The organism is Mesonia sp. K7 (assembly GCF_003233725.1).
In the GTDB taxonomy this organism is placed as follows: Bacteria; Bacteroidota; Bacteroidia; order Flavobacteriales; family Flavobacteriaceae; genus Mesonia.
The window spans coordinates 164838-184650 of record NZ_QKQV01000001.1; the positions used below are offsets into that span (position 1 = coordinate 164838).

Here is a 19813-nt window from a genome sequence, read left to right on the forward strand (position 1 = left end):
TATTACTCGTTATCTGAGTCTGTATTTCTGTAATAGATTTTTTCTTCCAACCACTCTTCTACGGCAAACGCATGAGGCTTTGGTAAACGCTCGTAAAATTTTGAAACTTCGATTTGCTCTTTGTTTTCAAAAATCTCGTCTAAACTGTCGTTGTAAGTAGCAAACTCATCTAACTTTTCAATCAATTCTTTTTTGATTTCTGTACTGATTTGCGTTGCTCTTTTAGCCATGATAGAAATAGCCTCGTAAATGTTATCGGTTGGCATTTCAATTTGATTTCTGTTTAGCGTTGTGGTGCTCACTTCAGCATTGGTGTTCTTCACATCCATCATATAAATGTATTAACTGTTATTGTTTTCTAATCTTGTATTGATATCTTGAATGATGATATTTGCATCTTCATTCAATTCCCCTGAAGGGAAATATTTTTTATAGTTTTCGTAATAGACCTTTGCGGTTTCTAAACGCTCTGGCACCAAATAAGCATAGCTGTTGATCGCCAGTAAATAAGCCGATTCCATTTTATAAAAATAGGCTTTTTCTCTGTATTTAGACCCCGGATTGGCTTCAATAAAATTATTGAATGCCTCAATTGCTGGTTTGTACTCTTCTCTATGATGGTACAGTTTAGCGATTTCGTATTCCTTCAATTCTAATTTTTCTCTCAATTCTGCCGAAAGTTGGTTGGCTTCTCCAATATTTTCTCCGTCAGGATAAAGCGTAATATATTCTTGAAACTTTCCAATTGCCTTGTTCGTTTCGGTTTGGTCCAAGGTGTATCTTGGCGAAATATGATAATCACTCTTAGCACTCTTAAAAAAAGCTTCTTCTGCTTTCTCACTTTGCGGATAGGCTTTTGAAAAACGCTCGAACTGGTAACTCGAATCGTAATAAGCACCTAATTCATAAAAAGCATTCGCATATTCGTACGAGATCTTTTCCCCTTGAGGTTTACCACGGTATTGCGGTAAAATCTGCTCGTAAAGCTGAATGGCCTTTTTTAATTTAGACTTCTTATTTTCTTGAATTCCTTCTTCATACAATTTGGATGCCAAGTCATATTTTATTTTGACATCGTCATTTTTTAATGCTTTTTGGTATTCGCTACACGCACTAAAAACAATTGTTACCAAAAGGATATATAAAATTTTTTTCATTTTTTAATTCAAGGATTTTGCAAAAATACTGTTTTTTAACGACTTATAAAAACCTTTTTTACGATTGAAAATTGTCTGTAAATTCTTTTAAACGTTGGTTTAAATCGTTGCTCACTTTTACCAACGGTAATCTCACCTCGTTAGTGCCTAAACCTAAATGCTGAAATACCGCTTTGATACCCGCAGGGTTTCCTTCTTCAAAAATCATATCGATAGCTGGGGCAATCGCATAATGAATTTGGTAGGCTTCTTCTACTTTTCTTTCTAAACCTAAGTTGACCATAGCTGAAAATGCTTTTGGAAAACCTTCGGCAATGACTGAAATCACACCTGCTCCACCCGCAAGCACCATCGGTAAGGTAATCATATCGTCACCTGAAATGACCAAGAAATCTTTTGGTGTTTGGTGTATCATTTCCATCGCCTGTACGATGTTACCCGCGGCTTCTTTTATGGCGATAATATTATCGAAATCATTTGCCAATCTTGCTACGGTTTTAGGCAACATATTGCTAGAGGTTCTTCCCGGAACATTGTACAAGATAATGGGTAATTTACTCGCTTCCGCAACAGCTTTAAAATGCTGGTAAATACCTTCTTGTGTAGGTTTGTTATAATAAGGAGAAACCGATAAAATTGCATCAAAACCGTCTAAGTTTTCAGTTTGTAATTGCTCGACTACTGCTTGGGTATTATTTCCTCCAACACCAAGCACCAAAGGCAATTTACCTGCATTGGCTTCCACAATTGTTTGTTTTACCAATTCTTTTTCACTCTTAGTTAAAGTTGCACTTTCGGCAGTGGTTCCGAGCACTACCAAATAATCAATTCCGTTAGCAATTTGATACTTTACAATATTTTTTAAAGCAGTAACATCTACTTGCTTATTGGTTGTGAAAGGCGTTACCAAAGCAACTCCAGTTCCCACAAATTTTTTCATAGAGTCTATTTTATTTTTTCTAAATAGTTTTTTACTTCTTCAGCAAAAGAGGTTTCCTCGTCAAGAGCCATTTTGAACTCCAAGTGATTGAGTTGGGATTCGCTTAGCGGAAAGCCAATTTTTATATTTCCTTTTGCAAGAGAGGACAAAGCTAACAAAAATGGATTTTCTTTTTGAAAGAAATTGATTTGAACATCAAAATTTTGATTGGAAAAAGATTGTGCATAGCTGTCTTTTTTGATTTTTCCGCTCAGTGAAAAACTTTTTTTAGAAAACACTTGTGTTAAACGCTCGCCTTTTTCGTTATGTACAAAAGCAATTTCAGAAATCGCTACGTTAGGAAAATTTTTCCGTAAAGCGGCTTTTAAAGCTTCAATCTGCGTTTCTTGAGCGTTGTAAATCACACCCATTTTCTTGATTTCAGAAACAGCATTTATCGGCTGCTGAAACTGCTTTTGTCTGTTCTTTTTCAAGACATATTTTTTCATGCGATGCAGAAAAAATCAGTTTAACCCTTTAACCAAGCTTCCCTTAGTTTTACACGCTTATCTGTTGCTGGTAAATCTTTATCTTTTAAGGTAGTTACTGTTGTCGTTGGGGTACTTACTTTACCCTTTAAGGTCACTTCTTTGTCATCTCTTTTCACCTTGATCTCGATATCATCACCTTCTTTCCAGTTACGCGAACTCGTAATGAGAAGAAAAATATTATCTAGATTGTATTCCGTTCCGTTGATAGATTGAATCACATCACCACCTTGCAATCCTATTTTTTCCATAAAAGAGTTTAGTGCAATTCCCTCTCTAATAAATACTTCTTTGGTGTCTGGGTTGGCATCGATGAATGGCATTTGACCGTGCAAGAAATAATCTGTCGTTTCTTCTTTTTGGCTCTTTTCTACGCCTACTTTTTCAAAAAACTCATCATAAGGAATGGGTGTGGTTCCTATCACATGGGTATCAAAAAAACTTCTGATTTCTGGATAGGTCAGCGCAACAATATCATTGACGATTTGGTCATCTTCAAATGGTTTTTCTTTTCCGTATTTATCACTTAATTTTTTCATCAAGTCTAAAATACCCATCTCACCATTGCTTAATTCGCGTAAACGAATATCTAAAGCCATGCCGATTAAAGCTCCTTTTAGATAGACGTTGTAGTAGCTTTTTTCATACTTTTCATCCAAAATATTTTCGCTCATCACCGTAAAAGACATGGTATCATCAAAAGATTTAGATGAACTTATTTTTTCTTCCATACGAGCGTAGAAAGCTTCGTTATCAATCAAACCTTGATTCACCTGAAATAAATTCGCAAAATATTCGGTCACCCCTTCATACATCCATAAATGCTTTGACATTTTTGGGTCATTGTAATTGAAATAATGCACCTCTTCTGAATGTACATTTAGTGGGGTAATGATATGGAAAAATTCGTGCGAAACCACATCTTTCATGGTTTCATTAAGCGCTTCCAAAGGCATGGTTTCTGGTAAAACTACCGTCGTTGAAGTATGGTGCTCTAAAGCTCCAAAGCCTTTAGCATCGGTTTTTGACATATCTGCCAAATACAATAAGATCACATAGGTATTGGTGTTGTCGATATCGCCTAAAAATGCTTTTTGAGCATTTAGTATTTTTTCCATATTGGGGCGCAAGGCTGCCGCGGAATATGTTCCGTTAGGAGAATATACATGCAACTCGACAGTCATATTACCCAGCACAAACTTTTCTACATCAGGTTTGGCATACATAATCGGGTTGTCGGTAATTTCAAAATACCTTTTGGCTTTAAAAATATCTTTGGTGTTATTACCGACGGGTTCAGAAGCTGGATGTGCCGTTAAAGAAGTTCCTGCCACTAACGTATTTGGTCTTGTAATTTCCAATTGGTAAGGCTGTTCGGTCATTCCTTCAAAATAACCCACAAAGCCGTGCAAGTTCAACATAAAGTTTTTACCCGCCTCGATATTAGTTCCTGCAGGCGAAAAAACACCTTCTTCACCAGCGATATCATAAGAATCATTCACCCAATATTCAACCAAATCCAGCTCGGTAGCATTAGAAATCTCAAACGTATTGTCATCAATCATTTTAAAAGTAAGTTCGTTACCATCGTAATCTATCGCTTTAAAACCTTCTATAAACTGTCCGTAATTATCGGTAGAATAAGTTCCGGGGACGGTTTTAGGAATGTAAAAATTAATAGTTTCGGAAGAAATTTTACCCGGATTGACCACCGCTTTCACCTTATCATCCTGAAGATTGACTAAGTCTAAAGTAGCACTGATATGATCTTGGGTCGCATTTTTCACCTTCGCTGGGCCACACCCCAACAATGTAATTGCCATCACGGCAGAAAGAATAATCTTTTTCATACTTATTTTTAGTTTATTATGAGACGCTAATTTTTTGGTAATGTTACAATAATTTAAAGGAAAGTAAATGCGATTCTTTATTTCTTTTTATACTTTTAACTAAATTTTTAAGCAATGAAATACTTCTCTTTCTTTTTATTCTTCTTGCTTTTCTTGAATTGTAAAAACCCAACCACACAGGAGTCTTTACAAATTATAAAAAAGGAAAGTAAGCGTATAGAAATCAGTAACAAATTGGTTTTAAACGAAGAAACCGAAGCCTTTATACAACCTTATCGGGAAAGAATTACAGAGGAAATGAACACCAAACTTTCTTACACACCAAAATTACTTTCAAAAAAAGACGGAAAATACAACACGCCCATCGGGAATATGATGGCCGATGCGGTTTTCGAAATGGCTAATCCCATATATAAAAAAAGAACCGGAAATACCATCGATGCGGTTATTTTAAATCACGGTGGTATCAGAGCAGAAATCAACCCTGGTGACATCACCACCAAAACCGCCTACGAAATTATGCCTTTTGAAAATGAGATTGTAGTGGTTAAACTTCAAGCGGAACAAATACAAGCGATGTTCGACTACTTAGCCCAAGCCAAAAGAGCACACCCTATAAGCAATATGCAGCTTGTACTGTCAGAAGATTTTAAAATTTTAGCGCAATCAATTGCCGGGAAACCTGTCGATAAAGACAGCGTTTACCATATCGCCACCAGCGATTACCTACAAAACGGCGGCGACCATATGCTGTTTTTAACGCAACCTGAAAAACTAACGGTTTTAGACTACAAACTTCGCAATTTACTCATCGATTATTTTAAAAAACACCCAGAAATCAATCCTGAAAAAGACCAACGATTTATAGAGAGATAAGCTTATGAAACGTAAAGAATTTATACAAAAAAGTATCGGAACAGGCATTTTTGTCGGTTTGAGTTCGTATGCTTTTAGCAGCACTATTTTTACAGAAAACACTAAACATGTTACTATTTTACACACCAATGATGTGCACAGCCATATCGATCCTTTTCCTAATGATGGTGGAAGAAATGCAAATAAAGGTGGCGTATCAAGACGTTATTCGCTCATTCAACAAATCAGAAAAGAAAACCCTAACACCTTACTGCTAGATGCGGGTGATATTTTTCAAGGCACGCCTTATTTCAATTTTTACGGAGGTGAGTTAGAGTTTAAACTCATGAGCAAACTCGGCTATGATGCAGCAACCATAGGAAATCACGATTTTGACAATGGCATCGATGGTTTATGGGCACAAATGCCAAATGCTCAATTTAAACTGCTGAACGCCAACTATGATTTTAGCAATACCGTTCTTGACGGACAAATAAAACCTTACGAAGTTTTTGTAAAAGATGACGTTAGAATTGGTGTTTTTGGTCTCGGAATTGAATTAGAAGGTTTGGTCAACAAAAAAATGTACAAAGAAACCCAATACCTCGATCCCGTAGAAATTGCTACCGATATCGTTAAAAAACTAAAAACTGAAGAAAAGTGTGATCTAGTAATTTGCCTTTCGCATTTGGGTTACCAGTACGAGCATGATAAGATAGATGACCTCAAACTAGCGCAACAAACCCAAGACATCGATTTGATTATTGGTGGTCATACCCACACATTTTTAGACGAACCAACTGTCGTCAAAAATAAAATCAACCAGGATGTTTTGGTCAATCAAGTCGGTTGGGCCGGAATCTACCTAGGGCGTATCGACTTTTATTTAGACAAAAACACCAAAACGGTTAAAAGTGCAAGCTTAGGAATTTAAGTTGTCACTTTCGTGAAATAAGCATTTCCATTTAAACCAGCCTACTTTTAATTTCTATAGAAATTGCCAAAGCTATTCGCAGAAAAGATGAGAGGCAAGGGAGCAATGAAACGGTTTCCCTTGCGTATGCAAAATAATGGCTTTATAGCAATTCAAGAAAATTAAAATAATTCTAGTCCCGAGACTTCGGGATTGGCTCTTCCGAGAACTCGGGATTTCATTAATGGAAAAAACGAATATATATAATAAAACACCTCATCCTTTAACCACCTACTTTCCACCTACTTGATAAAAGCCTATTTCATCCCTACCAAACCTATAGCTAACCCGCTACTAGCTCGATACTGCTTCGATGCTAGCCCGTAAAAAGCCCCTGTTTACGAGGGGTCTACGGCTTAGCATCGAAGGAGCAACGGTTTAGCTATGCTTTATCCCTACTTATGCTAAAGAAAAACCTTACTTGATCTTGAGCTTTAGTTAACTCTCAAAAAACTTCATTTCACAAACATAGAATAACTCCATAGAGCTAATCATTGTTGAAAAATTATGGAGGCAAAATCAGAAAACGGAGTTAAATAATTGATAACGTGTCGATAGCGCGTGCAACATGATTTAAAAGAGGGTTGGTTCTTACTGCTAATAAATAGTAAAGCATTTTAAAAAAAAAATTTTATACCTTGGTCTACGATAACCAATTAACCATAAAGCATGAAAAAAATTACATTCATATTCTTTTTAAATCTTTTTAGTCTTTCTCTTTTTGCCCAAAATACACCTGGACCTATAAGCGTAACTGGGTTTAATGCCGATGTTATCGCCAACGGAGTAGGCACCATGAGCAGTTCAACTACCAATGATGTCGATGGTGTGAACTACTGTCTTATTGCTGAAGATTGGAAACTCACCGCAGGGTCAACTCCCTTAACTACAGGCTTACCTGCTAATGGAATCATTACAAGCACAACGGTAACAGGGCTAACTTACCAATTGCAACCTGCAGCTACACCTTATGACGGCAACAACTCGTTACGTATCGACCAATCAGGAGCAGCTAATTCCAAAAGTTTGACCCTTAGCTCTCCTGCTCCCTACGAGAGTTTATACTTTTTGGTGACTTCAGGCAGCGGTATTAGTAATATCGATGTGGTGGTACACTTTAGTGATGCCACAACCGAAACCTTTTCAAACCTGGTTATCCCTGATTGGTTCAATACAGGTTTACCCATAGAAGCTCAAGGTTTTGGACGAGGAAACCTTTCTAACAATACAGTAGAAACCCCGACCAACAATCCCAAACTTTTTCGATTACAAGTAGATATCGCGACTGCAAACCAACCAAAAAACATCGCAAGCGTCGAGTTTATCCGTACCAATACCGGTACAGGCGTCAATACTTTTAATCTATTTGCGATAAGCGGACAGTTAGCAACCAACTGTTTTGCTCCTACCAACTTAACGGTAACCCATATCCAAGCAAATTCTGCCGAACTTGGTTGGACGGAAGTGGGCTCGGCTAATTCTTGGGATATTGAATTTGGAATTACTGGATTTACCCCTACAGGAACACCTACCGATGCAGGTGTAACCAATCCTTTTCCGATTAGTGGCCTGACAAGTCAAACCACCTATGATTTTTATGTACGTGCCGACTGTGGCGCTACCGATGGAACGAGCATCTGGACAGGTCCGTATACTTTTACAACCCTATGTGATGTTTTTACAGCTCCGTTTACCGAAGATTTTGAAGCTTCGAGTAGCAGCATCAATTGTTGGTCTCAAATACAGGAAGACGGAATGGCCGACTGGACGTTACATGAAGGTTCATCGGGAGGAGCAATTACCACAGCACATAGCGGTACACAAAACATGCATTTTGTAAGTGAAAACAACGCCAACTCACCCATTACAAAATTGGTGAGTCCACACTTGGATCTCACTACACTCAATAACCCTGAACTCACTTTTTTCTACGGACAAGAAGATTGGGAGGGTGATCAAAATCAACTCAAGGTATATTACCGTGAAAGTCCGACAGATCCTTGGGTAGAATTAATGCATTACACGAGCAGTGTAGATACATGGACACAAGAAGTAATTAGTTTACCAAATCCTAGTGCTACCTATCAAATCGCATTTGAGGGCATCAACTACTTTGGTCATACCAATGTCATTGATGATGTGAGTATAGAGGAGTCACTCTCAACGGTAAATAACACCCAAGTGAACTTCAGCTATTACCCTAACCCTGTAAAAGATGTTATTTCTGTAGATAACCATCAAAAAAACATAGAAGCAGTCAACTTTTACACCCTGCTTGGTAAAAAAGTAATGTCAAAAACCATTGGTCAAAGTAAGATTTCTATTGACCTCAATTCTTTACCTGCTGGTGTCTATGTTATGGAAGTGCAAACCAAGTCTGTTGCTAATACCGTAAAGATTGTAAAAGAATAAAAGTCGATTATACCGATAACTATTGCTTTAAAACGCACTCGAAGTTTTTCATTAGAGTGCGTTTTTTTTATTATGTACTAAACCTAAAAGAAAGTCTTTCCTAACGAAGCATTGCCAGGAATTCCGTTTCAGAAATAATCTTCGTTCCCAGTTTTTCTGCTTTAGCTAATTTGCTCGGCCCCATATTTTCCCCCGCCACCAAGTAATTGGTTTTTGAAGATAGTGAACTCGATACTTTTCCGCCGTTATTTTCAATGAGTTTTTTAAGTTCGCTACGCGAGATCGATTCGAAAACTCCAGAAATCACAAACGAGTTTCCTGTCAATTTATCGGTTTGGTTTTTTATTTCTTCCTCATCAAGAGACAATTGTAGCCCATAAGTTTTCAAACGTTCTACAAGCATTTTATTTTTATCGTTATTAAAATACTCGACTACACTTTCGGCAATCTTCTCTCCTATCTCATCGACATTTTTTAAGGTTTCAAAATCGGCTTGCATCAAATCGTCAATAGACTTCATTTTCTTGGCCAATTTTCTAGCTACCGTTTCGCCTACATAGCGAATTCCCAAAGCATATAAAACCCGCTCAAAAGGGACTTGCTTTGATTTTTCGACCCCTGTAATCAAATTTTCAGCCGATTTTTCTGCCATTCGCTCCAACGGAATGAGTTGCTCTTTTTTCAACAAGTACAAATCTGCAAAATCTTTAATCAAATCGGCTTTGACCAGTTGCGCTACGGTTTCGCTCCCCAAACCTTCTATATCCATCGCTTTACGCGAAATAAAATGTTGTATCCTACCAATAATCTGTGGCGGACAGCCCGTATAATTTGGGCAATAATGTAAAGCTTCCCCTTCTTCTCTTGTCAGTAAAAATCCACATTCTGGACAATGCGAAATGTACTCTTCTGGTGGTGTGGACGGGTTTCGTTTGGTAAAATCTACCGCAACGATTTTTGGGATGATCTCTCCTCCTTTTTCAACAAAAACCGTATCACCAATACGAACATCCAGTTTTTCGATTTGGTCTGCATTATGCAAAGAGGCGCGCTTGACGGTCGTGCCTGCCAATTGCACCGGTTTTAAATTGGCGACTGGCGTAATGGCTCCTGTTCTTCCTACTTGATAGGTAATATCTTCTAAGATAGTCGAGGCTTGTTCGGTTTTAAATTTATAAGCAATGGCCCAACGTGGCGCTTTGGCGGTAAAACCCAACTCATCTTGCTGTTGTAAGCTATTCACTTTAATCACTACGCCATCGGTTTCATAAGGCAGGTCATGACGGTGAACATCCCAGTAGTTTAAAAATGATGTGATTTCATCAATAGATTTAGCAACTGTTGCTTCTTTAGGAATATGAAAACCCCATTTCCTGCATTTTTCTAGACTCTCAAAATGTGTTTCAGCTATACTTTCCCGCGCGACAATTCCGTAAAAAAGACAGGTTAATTTTCGCTTTGCGACCTCCTTGCTGTCCTGTAATTTTAAACTACCGGAAGCGGTATTTCTCGGATTGGCATAGGGCTCTTCGCCTTGATTGATACGCTCTGCATTTAGTTCCGCAAAAGCTTCATACGGTAACACGATCTCACCACGCATTTCAAATTCGTCTGGATAATCGTTTCCTTGTAAGGTCAATGGCACCGACGGAATGGTTTTTACATTTTCGGTCACTTCATCACCTTGCGTGCCGTCGCCGCGAGTAACCGCCTTGTGCAATTTTCCGTTTTTGTAGAGGAGGTTGATGGAAGCCCCGTCATATTTAAGTTCACAGGTATAGCTTACGTTATCGCCCACCATTTTATGCACCCGTTTTTCCCAATCGGTGAGGTCTTCTTGGTTGTAAGAATTAGACAACGAATACATTCTGTGCGGATGCTTAACCGTTGGAAAGTTTTTGGTGACCGTACCGCCAACGCGTTTGGTTGGCGAGTTTTCATCGATAAACTCTGGGTATTGGTCTTCTAATTTTTGAAGCTTCTCCAACAACATGTCAAACTCATAATCTGAGATTTCGGGTTGATCAAGAATGTAGTACTTGTAGTTATGTTGGTGTAATTGCAGTCGTAATTGATTGATTTCTTTTTCTATGTTTTCCATGTTATCGGGTAGCTTTTAACATCCTAAAGTTATTAAAAATATCTTTTTTTAAGGTCACTTTCGTGAAACCTATTTGCTCTACTAGCGCTTTGGTTTCTTCAGCAAGGTATTGGTTGATTTCAAAATACAAACTTCCGCCACTTTTCAATGAAGTTTTAGCTATTTCGGTGATTTTTTGATAAAAAACCAACGGATCTTCATCTGCCACAAACAAAGCAATTTCAGGCTCATATTTTAGAACATTTGGTTTGATTTCTACCTTTTCTAAATTCCGTACATAAGGCGGATTGGAAACGATTACATCATATTGATTTTTAGGAAAATCATCTAGCTGTAAAACATCACTTTCGATAAAATTGATTTCCGCAGCTAAGTTTTTGGCATTGACTTGAGCCACTTCCAGTGCTTGCGGTGAAACATCAACCGCTGTAACTTGGGATTGCCATAAGTTTTTAGACAAACTCACTGCAATACAAGCACTCCCGGTACAAAAATCGACAACTTGTAAGTGCTTTTCACCTTGATGATCTTTGATGATCCAATCGACTAGTTCTTCAGTTTCTGGCCGAGGAATCAAGACACTTGGGTTTACCGTAAATTCATACCCATAAAACTCGGTCTTTCCCAAAATGTATTGTATAGGCTCTTGTTTTTTTAATCGTTCAACAGCAGATTTAAATTGCTTCTCTTCTTCTTCCGTAAGTCTTTGGGTTTTATTTAAAATCGCATCAACCGGCTTCATCTGCAAAAAATCTTCCAACAACCAGTGGTAAAACGTGTTGATTTCGGTTTCGGGAAAAACCGCTTGGAGTTCCTCAAAGAAATATTTTTTTAGTTGTTGGATTTGCATTTGTATAAATTAGGCTGCCTGTAAAACAAAATTTGTCAATTCGAGTGAATTTATAAGATGATGCATCTTATAAATTTGTACCTACCTATCGGTAGACAGGTCGAAATAAAATTTTGAATTTAGAAAAATAGTTCTCGATACAGTTTACTATAGAAAACCACTCGAACTGACATTTTTCAAAATTCCAATCAAACAGGTATATTTTAAACTATTTCAACGAAATAATTTTATGTACTTTTGAGGCGTGAAAATACACGAAAAATACATAAATCGCTGTATCAAACTTGCCAAAAATGGTTTAGGAACGACTTATCCCAATCCAATGGTAGGAAGTTTACTGGTTTATAAGAATAGAATTATAGGTGAAGGTTGGCACCAACAAGCAGGTAAACCCCACGCCGAAGTAAATGCTATACAACATGTAGAAGATGATCGCCTACTTTCTAAATCTACCATTTACGTGACTTTAGAGCCTTGTAGCCACTACGGAAAGACACCTCCGTGTGCCGATTTAATCATAGAAAAAGGCATCAAAAAAGTAGTGATTGGCACCATCGATCCGCATACAAAAGTGGCGGGTAAAGGTATCAAAAAACTCATAGAAGCGGGTTGTGAAGTCGTGGTTGGTGTACTTGAAAAAGAGTGTCAAGCACTCAACAAACGTTTTTTTACCTTTCACCAAAAAAAAAGACCTTATGTTATCCTAAAATGGGCACAAACCCAAGATGGTTTTATTGCTCCAGCCAAGCAGACAGAAAGAAAGTCCGTAAATATTTCTAATGATTTGTCTCGGCAATTGGTACACAAATGGCGAAGTGAAGAACAAAGCATTTTAGTAGGCACCACTACAGCCCTCAAAGATAACCCCAGGTTAGATGCGCGGAAATGGAAAGGCAACCATCCCATCCGTTTGGTGATTGATAAGGGTTTAAAAATTCCTACAGCGAGTTTCTTATTTGACGAAACCATCAACACATTTGTTTTTACGGAAAAGGGTAAAACAAACAAAAACAATTTGATTTATAAGCGAATCGATTTCTCCCAGCCTATCGTTCCTCAGGTATTAGAAGAACTCTACCAAGAAAATATTCAATCGGTATTGGTAGAAGGCGGCAGCAAAACGCTTCAATCTTTTATTGATGCCAAGCTTTGGGACGAAGCGCGCGTTTTTACCGGTCATCAAAATCTAGTCACAGGAATCAAAGCTCCAGATTTTGATTTTCCAATTCAACATACAGAAAAAATCGAAAATAATTTGTTGCAAGTTTACCAAAATAATAGTGCGTAATTGATGCTCTATCTCGTTCTAAGCATATTATCCTCTTGCCTCATTTATGTGGTATTTAAACTTCTGGGCAAATTCAATATTCGCGTAAGCTATGCCATTGTTATCAATTATTTGACGGCTGTTATAGCAGGTTATTTAGGAAATTCGAAAAGTCTGGAAGTCACTAGCCTTTTGAACACCAATTGGTTTTGGGGTGCATTTATCTTGGGGTTTCTATTTATCACCGTTTTCCACTTGATGGCCCACACTACTAAAATCAACGGACTTTCTGCTGTTTCTGTCGCCAGTAAGTTGAGTTTGGTCATCCCTATTACTTTTGTGATTTTCTATTACCAAGAATCGGTTAGTTTACTCAAAATACTCGCTATTATTTTAGCTTTAATTGCAGTTTATCTGGCTTCAGTAAAAAAGAGCAGTCCGTTTGCGCCCGACAAAAACATCCTTATTTTTCCTCTCCTGGTTTTTTTAGGCAGCGGAATCATAGAAACAGGAATAAAGTTTCTGGAGGAAAATTATGTCGCACCAGATGAAGTAGCTTTGTTTTCTATGACTGTTTTTGTTTTTGCAGCCACAGTTGGTGTTTTGCTCGGTCTATACCATTTTCTGATCAAAAAAATAAAATTCACTTATAAAGAAATCCTCGGTGGAATTGCCTTGGGGATCCCCAATTATTATTCGGTTTATTTCTTTATACAAGCTTTACGCGGAAATATAGACAGCAGCACGGTTTTCTTAATCAATAATGTGGCCATTGTCATACTTTCTACCTTATTGGGAATTGCTTTTTTTAAAGAAAAAGTCATCAGAAAAAACTGGATAGGTATTGCGTTGGCTGTCATTAGTATTATTTTAGTCGCACTAACAAGAGCATAGATTTGGAAAAAGACACCTACAAAACCATTACCAAACCGAGTAGAGAGATCCTTTTTAAGGATAAAGGCAGTAAGTTTTTCGGGTATGCTTTTCCAGTAACAAACGAAGAACAAATCAAGGCTCATATCGACGAGCTCAAGACCAATCATCACCAAGCGAGGCATTGGTGTTATGCCTGGCAATTGGGCAAACGCTACGAACATTATCGTGCCAACGACGATGGTGAACCCAACAATTCTGCAGGAATGCCAATTTATGGGCAGCTACAATCCTTTGATGTGACCAATGTTTTGGTTGTTGCAGTACGTTATTTTGGCGGCACCAAACTTGGCGTCAGTGGATTAATCAACGCCTATAAAACTACGGCTCAAATGGCGTTGGAGGCTTCTAAAATTGTCACCAAAACCATAAATAGAAACTTTCTACTCACGTTTGAATATGAAAACATGAACAAAGTAATGCGGGTTATCAAAGAGCAAGATTTGAATATCGTCAAGCAAGATTTAGCTCTGAATTGCAATAGCGAAATCGAAGTTCGTGAAAAAGAAGCAGAAAGAATTTACGGAATTTTTGAAGGTATTTACGGTGTTGAAATCAAAGAACTTACGGATTAATTTTCTTTAGAATAAATTCCGGACAACGCATGGGCTTTCTCGTTTCTGAGTTGACAAAAATAAGCGTTGTGCTCCCTTCAGCTAAAAGTTCTGTTTTTCGTACAATTTCGTATTCAAATTCTATCTTAAAAGTAGGCATTTTTTTGAGCTTGGTTACAATACTGATTTCATCGTCAAAAAATGCAGGTTGTATAAACTTAAAAGCCATCTCATACACTGGAAGCATGATACCATTTGCTTCCATGTGCTTATACGATATTCCAAACTGTTCTAACCACTCACACCTTGCCAATTCTACATATTGTGCATAATTTCCGTGATGCACAACGCCCATTTGGTCGGTTTCAGCATATCGTACTTTTAATGTGCTTTTAAAGTTTTTCATGTTAAATTTTAAGGGATTTCAATTTAGTTTTTGTAAGTTTAAAAAGTTTTTAAGTATGAGAAAAAAAAAATAAAAATTCAACCCCTTTTTCATTTTTTTATAACTTTTTTTGTTCACATATTTGTCACTCTAAAATGATATAAATTTCCTACCCAATTCAAAGGAAGTTTTAATCAATTTATTAAGAAAATAACTAACATCAAACACCGAAAAGAGAACATGACTATAACTGCGGAATCAGTTTGGGTGAAATGCCTATCTTTTATACAAGACAACGTCACATCACAAGCCTACAAAACATGGTTTGAGCCTATCAAAGCCATAAAACTTACTGATAACGCATTGAGCATACAAGTTCCTTCTAAGTTTTTTTACGAATGGTTAGAAGAACATTATGTAAACCTTTTAAAGGTTTCGCTTACCAAAGAACTCGGTGAAAAAGCAAAGTTGGTGTACATCATTAAAATGGAAAATGGCACCACCAGCAAACAACCATACACCGAAAAAATACCAAGTTCACACCGAGGGAATATTTCTGAGCAAGAAGTAGAAACCCCTATAAAACATAAAAGTCCAGAGCTTAAAAATCCGTTTATCATTCCTGGCATCAGAAATGTAAAAATAGATTCGCAACTTAACCCTAATTATAGTTTTGAAAACTTTTTAGAAGGTGACTCTAACCGTTTGGCAAGAAATGCTGGAATTGCGGTTTCCAACAAACCCGGAGGCACTTCGTTTAATCCTTTATTGATTTTTGGGGGTGTTGGTTTAGGTAAAACACATTTGGCCCATGCCATTGGCGTTGAAGTCAAAGAAAAATTTCCTGAAAAGACGGTTTTGTATATTTCTGCGGAAAAGTTTACCCAACAATATATCGAATCGGTTAAAAAGAACAATCGCAACGATTTTATTCACTTTTATCAAATTATCGATGTACTGATTGTGGACGATATACAATTACTATCAGGTAAAGCGGGAACACAGGATGTTTTCTTCCATATTTTTAATCACTTGCACCAAAATGGTAAACAAGTAATTTTAACCAGCGACAAAGCTCCTGTCGATATGCAAGATATCGAGCAGCGTTTGCTCTCTCGTTTTAAATGGGGACTTTCAGCAGAATTGCAACAGCCTGATTTTGAAACGCGTATCTCGATTATCAAAAATAAATTGTATCGCGATGGTGTCGATATGCCTGAAGATATTATTGAATATTTGGCGAACAACGTCAAAACCAACATTCGTGAATTGGAAGGTGCCATTATTTCGCTGATAGCGCATTCTTCTTTCAACAAAAAAGACATTACCATTGATTTGGCAAAAAAGATTGTTGAGAATTATGTAAAAAACACCAAAAAGGAAATTTCTATCGATTACATCCAAAAAGTAGTCAGCGATTATTTCCAGATGGATGTTGAAACCTTACAGTCTAAAACCAGAAAACGTCATATTGTGCAAGCGAGACAATTGGCCATGTTTTTTGCCAAAAAACTTACCAAAGCTTCTTTGGCAAGTATCGGTTCGCAAATCGGTAAACGTGATCATGCAACGGTTTTACACGCTTGCAAAACGGTAAACAACCTCTCATCTACCGATAAGCAATTTAAAAAGTTTGTAGAAGATTTAAACAAAAAACTCACCAACTAAATCATGAGAACTAAAGTTTTAATGGTTTGCTTAGGAAATATTTGCCGATCTCCATTAGCAGAAGGTTTATTGGCATCAAAGGTAAATCCTGAGAAAGTTTGGGTTGATTCTGCGGGAACTTCCAATTATCATGTAGACGACCTGCCGGATGTTCGTTCGGTTGAAGTAGCACAAAAATACGGTTTGGATATTTCCCAACAACGAGGTCGACAGTTTACTATCGAAGATTTCGATCAATTCGATTATATCTATGCGATGGACAATTCCAATTATGAAAACATCCTTCAATTGGCACGCAATGAAGCAGACAGACAAAAAGTTAGCTTGATTTTAAATAAAACTTACCCAGATCAAAACAAAGATGTTCCCGATCCGTATTACGGCGGCCAAAATGGTTTTGAAAAAGTTTACCAAATGCTAGACGAAGCCACTTCGCTGATAGCTAAAGAAATAGGTTAATTCAAAGTTTTTTAGTAACTTTAGTTAGGTATTATTCTTATAGCTATGAAATATTTTGTATTACCCCTCATCTATTTTTTTTGCCTCAACATCATCGCCCAGGAAGATGTTAATATTCAGCAAGTCGCCAGTGGCTTCACCAATCCTGTCGATATCCAAAACGCTGGTGATAATCGTCTTTTTATTGTAGAACAAGCAGGACTTATTAGAATTCTCAACAGCAACGGAGCAGTAAACACCAATCCATTTCTCGACATCTTACCACAAGTTTTGTCAGGAGGAGAACAAGGACTATTAGGTTTGGCTTTTCACCCTAATTACCAAAACAATAGATTATTCTATGTTTATTACACTAACACTTCGGGAGATTCCATTATTTCTCAATTCGAAACTAGCGCTACAGATCCCAATGCCGCTATACCCGCTTCACAAAATGTGATGCTCATCATCCCACAGCCTTTTACCAATCACAATGGTGGTTGTATCGCTTTTGGCAACGATGGTTATCTTTATATCGCTTCTGGTGATGGTGGAAGCGGTGGCGACCCCAATAATAACGGACAAAACCTGAACACGCTTCTCGGTAAACTTTTACGCCTTGATGTCGATGCCGGAACACCTTATATTCCTGCGTCCAATCCTTTTGTTAATGATAGCAACGCTTTGGATGAAATTTACGCTTATGGTCTTAGAAATCCTTGGAAATTCTCTTTTGACGAGTTGACAGGCGATATTTGGATTGCCGATGTTGGGCAAAATGAGTTTGAAGAAATCAACAAATCAACTTCCGCGGAAGCAGTGAATTACGGCTGGCGTTGTTACGAAGCTTCTGCACCTTTCAACACCAACAATTGTGCTTCCCAAAGCTCGATGGAGTTTCCTTTTGCGGAATATTCGCACAATGACGGTTTAAGTAAATGCTCAATTACAGGTGGCTATGTTTATCGTGGTAGCGAATTTCCAAATCTTGTAGGAAAATACCTGTTTGCTGATTTCTGTAGCAACGAAATCGGAACCGTCGACAGCAGTGGAAACATTACTTATTTTGGTTCGTTTAACGGGAATAATTTTTCTACTTTCGGTACCGATCACAATTCCAACCTTTATGTGGCAGGACTTAACGGAACGGTCTATAAAATTGTTGACGACAATCTTTCGGTGGGAAATGTTAATCTTTCTGAAGTAAAAATTTATCCTAACCCTACAAAAAACAACATCAATATTAGAAGCAATGAAACGATTCAGAAAATAAAACTGTATTCGTATCCTGGAAAGCTGCTAGGAAATTTTGTTCCTCGTACAAAAGAGTATACCATAACCGTAGATTTACCCACAGGCATTTATTTTATAAAATCGACTACCGAAAACAAAAACCAACATACCAGCAAACTGATTGTTCAATAAAATGACCGAAAACAAAAAAGGAAAACTCTTTTTAATACCGACCTATCTCGGAGAAAATATGGCTTATGAAGTCTTACCGACTTCCGTGAAAGAAGTGACCGCAAAACTCACTCATTTTATCGCCGAAAATGAAAAAACAGCACGTCGGTTTATCAAACAGATTTTGCCCGACAAAAAACAATCAGAATTAAGTTTTGATTGGCTCAACAAACACACCTCTGCAAATGAAATTCCTGGTTTTTTAAACAAATGTCTCTCTGGTGAAAATATTGGTTTATTGAGTGAAGCAGGTTGTCCTGGCATTGCAGATCCTGGAGCTGAGGTTGTCGCCATGGCACACCAAAGTAATATTCAGGTCGTGCCTTTAGTGGGGCCAAGTTCTATTATATTGACGATGATGAGTAGCGGTTTAAACGGACAGAATTTTGCTTTTAATGGTTACCTACCTATCGACAAACACGAGAAAAAACAGCAAATTAAAAAACTAGAGCGGATTTCGAGCGAAATAGAACAAGTGCAGATTTTTATAGAAACACCTTACCGCAATGACAAGCTCTTCGATTTATTTTTACAGGTTTTACATCCGCAGACCTTATTGTGCATTGGTTGTGATGTAAGCTTAGAAAGTGAGTTTATCAAAACCAAAACCATTGCCGAATGGCAAAAAAATAAGCCGGATTTACATAAAAAACCGGCTATCTTTATTTTTCAGAAAAAGGTATAGTTTAGGCAAATTTACCTAAAGCTCCCTTTTTTACTTTCGCTTTTGCTTTTCGGTTAGGCTTGACAAAAGAAGTATCATAATCTTTGAATTTGTTTAAGTAATACTTGATACTCGTACCAAAAGCATCACTAAAACCTTGGGCTCCACCACTACGTAAGAATTTTTTTACGCTTCCTGGCCCAGCCAAATGCGCTGCCGCTAAAATACCCGATTCGGTAATCTTTACTCCAGCCATGGTTTTTCCGCTGTAACGCTCGATATCTTTACGTAAAATCCATTTATTGCGAGAAGCATTAGCATAAAATGCCGCTTCCTGTAAAGCTGGATTATTCATAAACTCTTGTGTGTTGTGTATTCCGATAAGTGCTAAAGTGCCTTTGCCAAATTGGTACTTTCCTAAATACCCAAACTGATTAATAACCTCATAATCACCACGGGATTCTTTAAAGCCAATGGCTTCTTTAAAACCTAAATATCCTTTTTTAAGCACAGGATAAAATACATCTTCGTCTTGCTGATGAATGATTTCATCTTCTAATTTTACCGTGTAGGCATCTGGTAAATTTACCGTAGCTGCCATAAATGCGGTATCTTCTTTGGTTGAAAAACTTAAGAAAAATATTGCTCCTATAGCGGGAAGCAATGAAATTTTTGCTATTTTTTTCTTCAAATTATGATATTTAAAAGAGGACTTTTATACGTTGTTTATAAAAATAACCGCCTCTAAATTTTTGCTCGGCAAAGATACGACTAT

The 19813-nt window shown here is 37.4% G+C and carries 19 protein-coding genes; 10 read left to right on the forward strand and 9 right to left on the reverse strand.

Translation table 11 applies throughout. The features are described 5' to 3' along the window. Window positions 1–2: 2 nt before the first annotated feature. Genes DNG35_RS00740 through DNG35_RS00760 form a run of 5 tightly spaced genes read right to left on the reverse strand, consistent with a single transcriptional unit; the run spans window position 3 to window position 4474 of the window. Entirely contained in the window at window positions 3–329 is a 327-nt protein-coding gene (locus tag DNG35_RS00740) for a DNA-directed RNA polymerase subunit omega (protein WP_111125831.1), read from the reverse strand. Between the two features lie 12 nt (window positions 330–341). Beyond that, complete coding sequence (locus DNG35_RS00745) at window positions 342–1157, reverse strand: outer membrane protein assembly factor BamD (RefSeq protein ID WP_111125832.1); 816 nt, start codon at window positions 1155–1157, stop codon at window positions 342–344. 58 nt (window positions 1158–1215) lie between these two features. Continuing rightward, window positions 1216–2097, reverse strand: a complete 882-nt coding sequence (gene dapA / locus DNG35_RS00750) for a 4-hydroxy-tetrahydrodipicolinate synthase (protein WP_111125833.1) — start codon at window positions 2095–2097, stop codon at window positions 1216–1218. Window positions 2098–2102: 5 nt separating this feature from the next. Further along, window positions 2103–2570, reverse strand: coding sequence for a hypothetical protein (locus tag DNG35_RS00755; RefSeq protein ID WP_146228813.1), 468 nt, complete (start codon window positions 2568–2570; stop codon window positions 2103–2105). 35 nt (window positions 2571–2605) lie between these two features. After that, complete coding sequence (locus tag DNG35_RS00760) at window positions 2606–4474, reverse strand: peptidase M61 (RefSeq protein ID WP_111125835.1); 1869 nt, start codon at window positions 4472–4474, stop codon at window positions 2606–2608. Between the two features lie 114 nt (window positions 4475–4588). On the opposite strand from DNG35_RS00760, the gene DNG35_RS00765 reads away from it, so the two are divergent. From DNG35_RS00765 to DNG35_RS00775, 3 genes are all read left to right on the forward strand, one after another. Further along, the gene (locus DNG35_RS00765) at window positions 4589–5350 is read left to right on the forward strand and encodes a 5'-nucleotidase C-terminal domain-containing protein (protein ID WP_111125836.1); all 762 of its coding nucleotides are present in this window, start codon (window positions 4589–4591) and stop codon (window positions 5348–5350) included. A 4-nt stretch (window positions 5351–5354) separates the two neighbouring features. Next, window positions 5355–6263, forward strand: coding sequence for a bifunctional UDP-sugar hydrolase/5'-nucleotidase (locus DNG35_RS00770; protein ID WP_111125837.1), 909 nt, complete (start codon window positions 5355–5357; stop codon window positions 6261–6263). Window positions 6264–6971: 708 nt separating this feature from the next. Further along, on the forward strand, window positions 6972–8714 hold the full coding sequence (locus DNG35_RS00775; RefSeq protein WP_111125838.1) for a T9SS type A sorting domain-containing protein: 1743 nt from the start codon (window positions 6972–6974) through the stop codon (window positions 8712–8714). 100 nt (window positions 8715–8814) lie between these two features. On the opposite strand, the gene ligA is transcribed toward DNG35_RS00775, so the two are convergent. Together ligA and prmC are read right to left on the reverse strand one after the other, a co-directional pair. Continuing rightward, a complete protein-coding gene (gene ligA, locus DNG35_RS00780; protein WP_111125839.1) occupies window positions 8815–10815 on the reverse strand; it encodes an NAD-dependent DNA ligase LigA in 2001 nt (666 codons plus the stop codon). Window position 10816: 1 nt separating this feature from the next. Then, window positions 10817–11665 (reverse strand): peptide chain release factor N(5)-glutamine methyltransferase, encoded by an 849-nt coding sequence (gene prmC / locus DNG35_RS00785; RefSeq protein ID WP_111125840.1) that lies wholly within the window; start codon window positions 11663–11665, stop codon window positions 10817–10819. A gap of 244 nt (window positions 11666–11909) precedes the next feature. Here prmC and ribD point away from each other — a divergent pair, with 244 nt between their 5' ends. From ribD to DNG35_RS00800, 3 genes are read left to right on the forward strand one after another with little or no spacing between them, the layout of a single operon-like run. Next, window positions 11910–12953: a bifunctional diaminohydroxyphosphoribosylaminopyrimidine deaminase/5-amino-6-(5-phosphoribosylamino)uracil reductase RibD gene (gene ribD / locus DNG35_RS00790; protein ID WP_111125841.1), complete on the forward strand. Its 1044-nt coding sequence runs from the start codon at window positions 11910–11912 to the stop codon at window positions 12951–12953. A gap of 3 nt (window positions 12954–12956) precedes the next feature. Then, complete coding sequence (locus DNG35_RS00795; RefSeq protein WP_111125842.1) at window positions 12957–13826, forward strand: EamA family transporter; 870 nt, start codon at window positions 12957–12959, stop codon at window positions 13824–13826. Continuing rightward, entirely contained in the window at window positions 13823–14440 is a 618-nt protein-coding gene (locus DNG35_RS00800; protein WP_111125843.1) for a YigZ family protein, read from the forward strand. The genes DNG35_RS00795 and DNG35_RS00800 overlap by 4 nt, the downstream gene beginning before the upstream one ends. Here the strand turns inward: DNG35_RS00800 and DNG35_RS00805 are convergent. Continuing rightward, a complete protein-coding gene (locus tag DNG35_RS00805; protein WP_111125844.1) occupies window positions 14430–14825 on the reverse strand; it encodes a thioesterase family protein in 396 nt (131 codons plus the stop codon). The genes DNG35_RS00800 and DNG35_RS00805 overlap by 11 nt on opposite strands. Window positions 14826–15044: 219 nt before the next feature. Here DNG35_RS00805 and dnaA point away from each other — a divergent pair, with 219 nt between their 5' ends. Genes dnaA through DNG35_RS00825 form a run of 4 tightly spaced genes read left to right on the forward strand, consistent with a single transcriptional unit; the run spans window position 15045 to window position 19059 of the window. Continuing rightward, window positions 15045–16472 (forward strand): chromosomal replication initiator protein DnaA, encoded by a 1428-nt coding sequence (gene dnaA / locus DNG35_RS00810; RefSeq protein ID WP_111125845.1) that lies wholly within the window; start codon window positions 15045–15047, stop codon window positions 16470–16472. A 3-nt stretch (window positions 16473–16475) separates the two neighbouring features. Next, window positions 16476–16931 carry a low molecular weight protein-tyrosine-phosphatase gene (locus DNG35_RS00815; RefSeq protein ID WP_111125846.1) on the forward strand — a complete coding sequence of 152 codons (456 nt, stop codon included), beginning with the start codon at window positions 16476–16478 and terminating at the stop codon, window positions 16929–16931. A gap of 45 nt (window positions 16932–16976) precedes the next feature. Next, on the forward strand, window positions 16977–18335 hold the full coding sequence (locus DNG35_RS00820) for a PQQ-dependent sugar dehydrogenase (RefSeq protein WP_111125847.1): 1359 nt from the start codon (window positions 16977–16979) through the stop codon (window positions 18333–18335). A gap of 1 nt (window position 18336) precedes the next feature. Next, window positions 18337–19059 carry an SAM-dependent methyltransferase gene (locus tag DNG35_RS00825; protein WP_111125848.1) on the forward strand — a complete coding sequence of 241 codons (723 nt, stop codon included), beginning with the start codon at window positions 18337–18339 and terminating at the stop codon, window positions 19057–19059. A gap of 1 nt (window position 19060) precedes the next feature. Here the strand turns inward: DNG35_RS00825 and DNG35_RS00830 are convergent, their stop codons facing one another. Next, on the reverse strand, window positions 19061–19729 hold the full coding sequence (locus DNG35_RS00830; RefSeq protein WP_111125849.1) for a peptidoglycan-binding protein LysM: 669 nt from the start codon (window positions 19727–19729) through the stop codon (window positions 19061–19063). Between the last annotated feature and the right edge of the window lie 84 nt (window positions 19730–19813).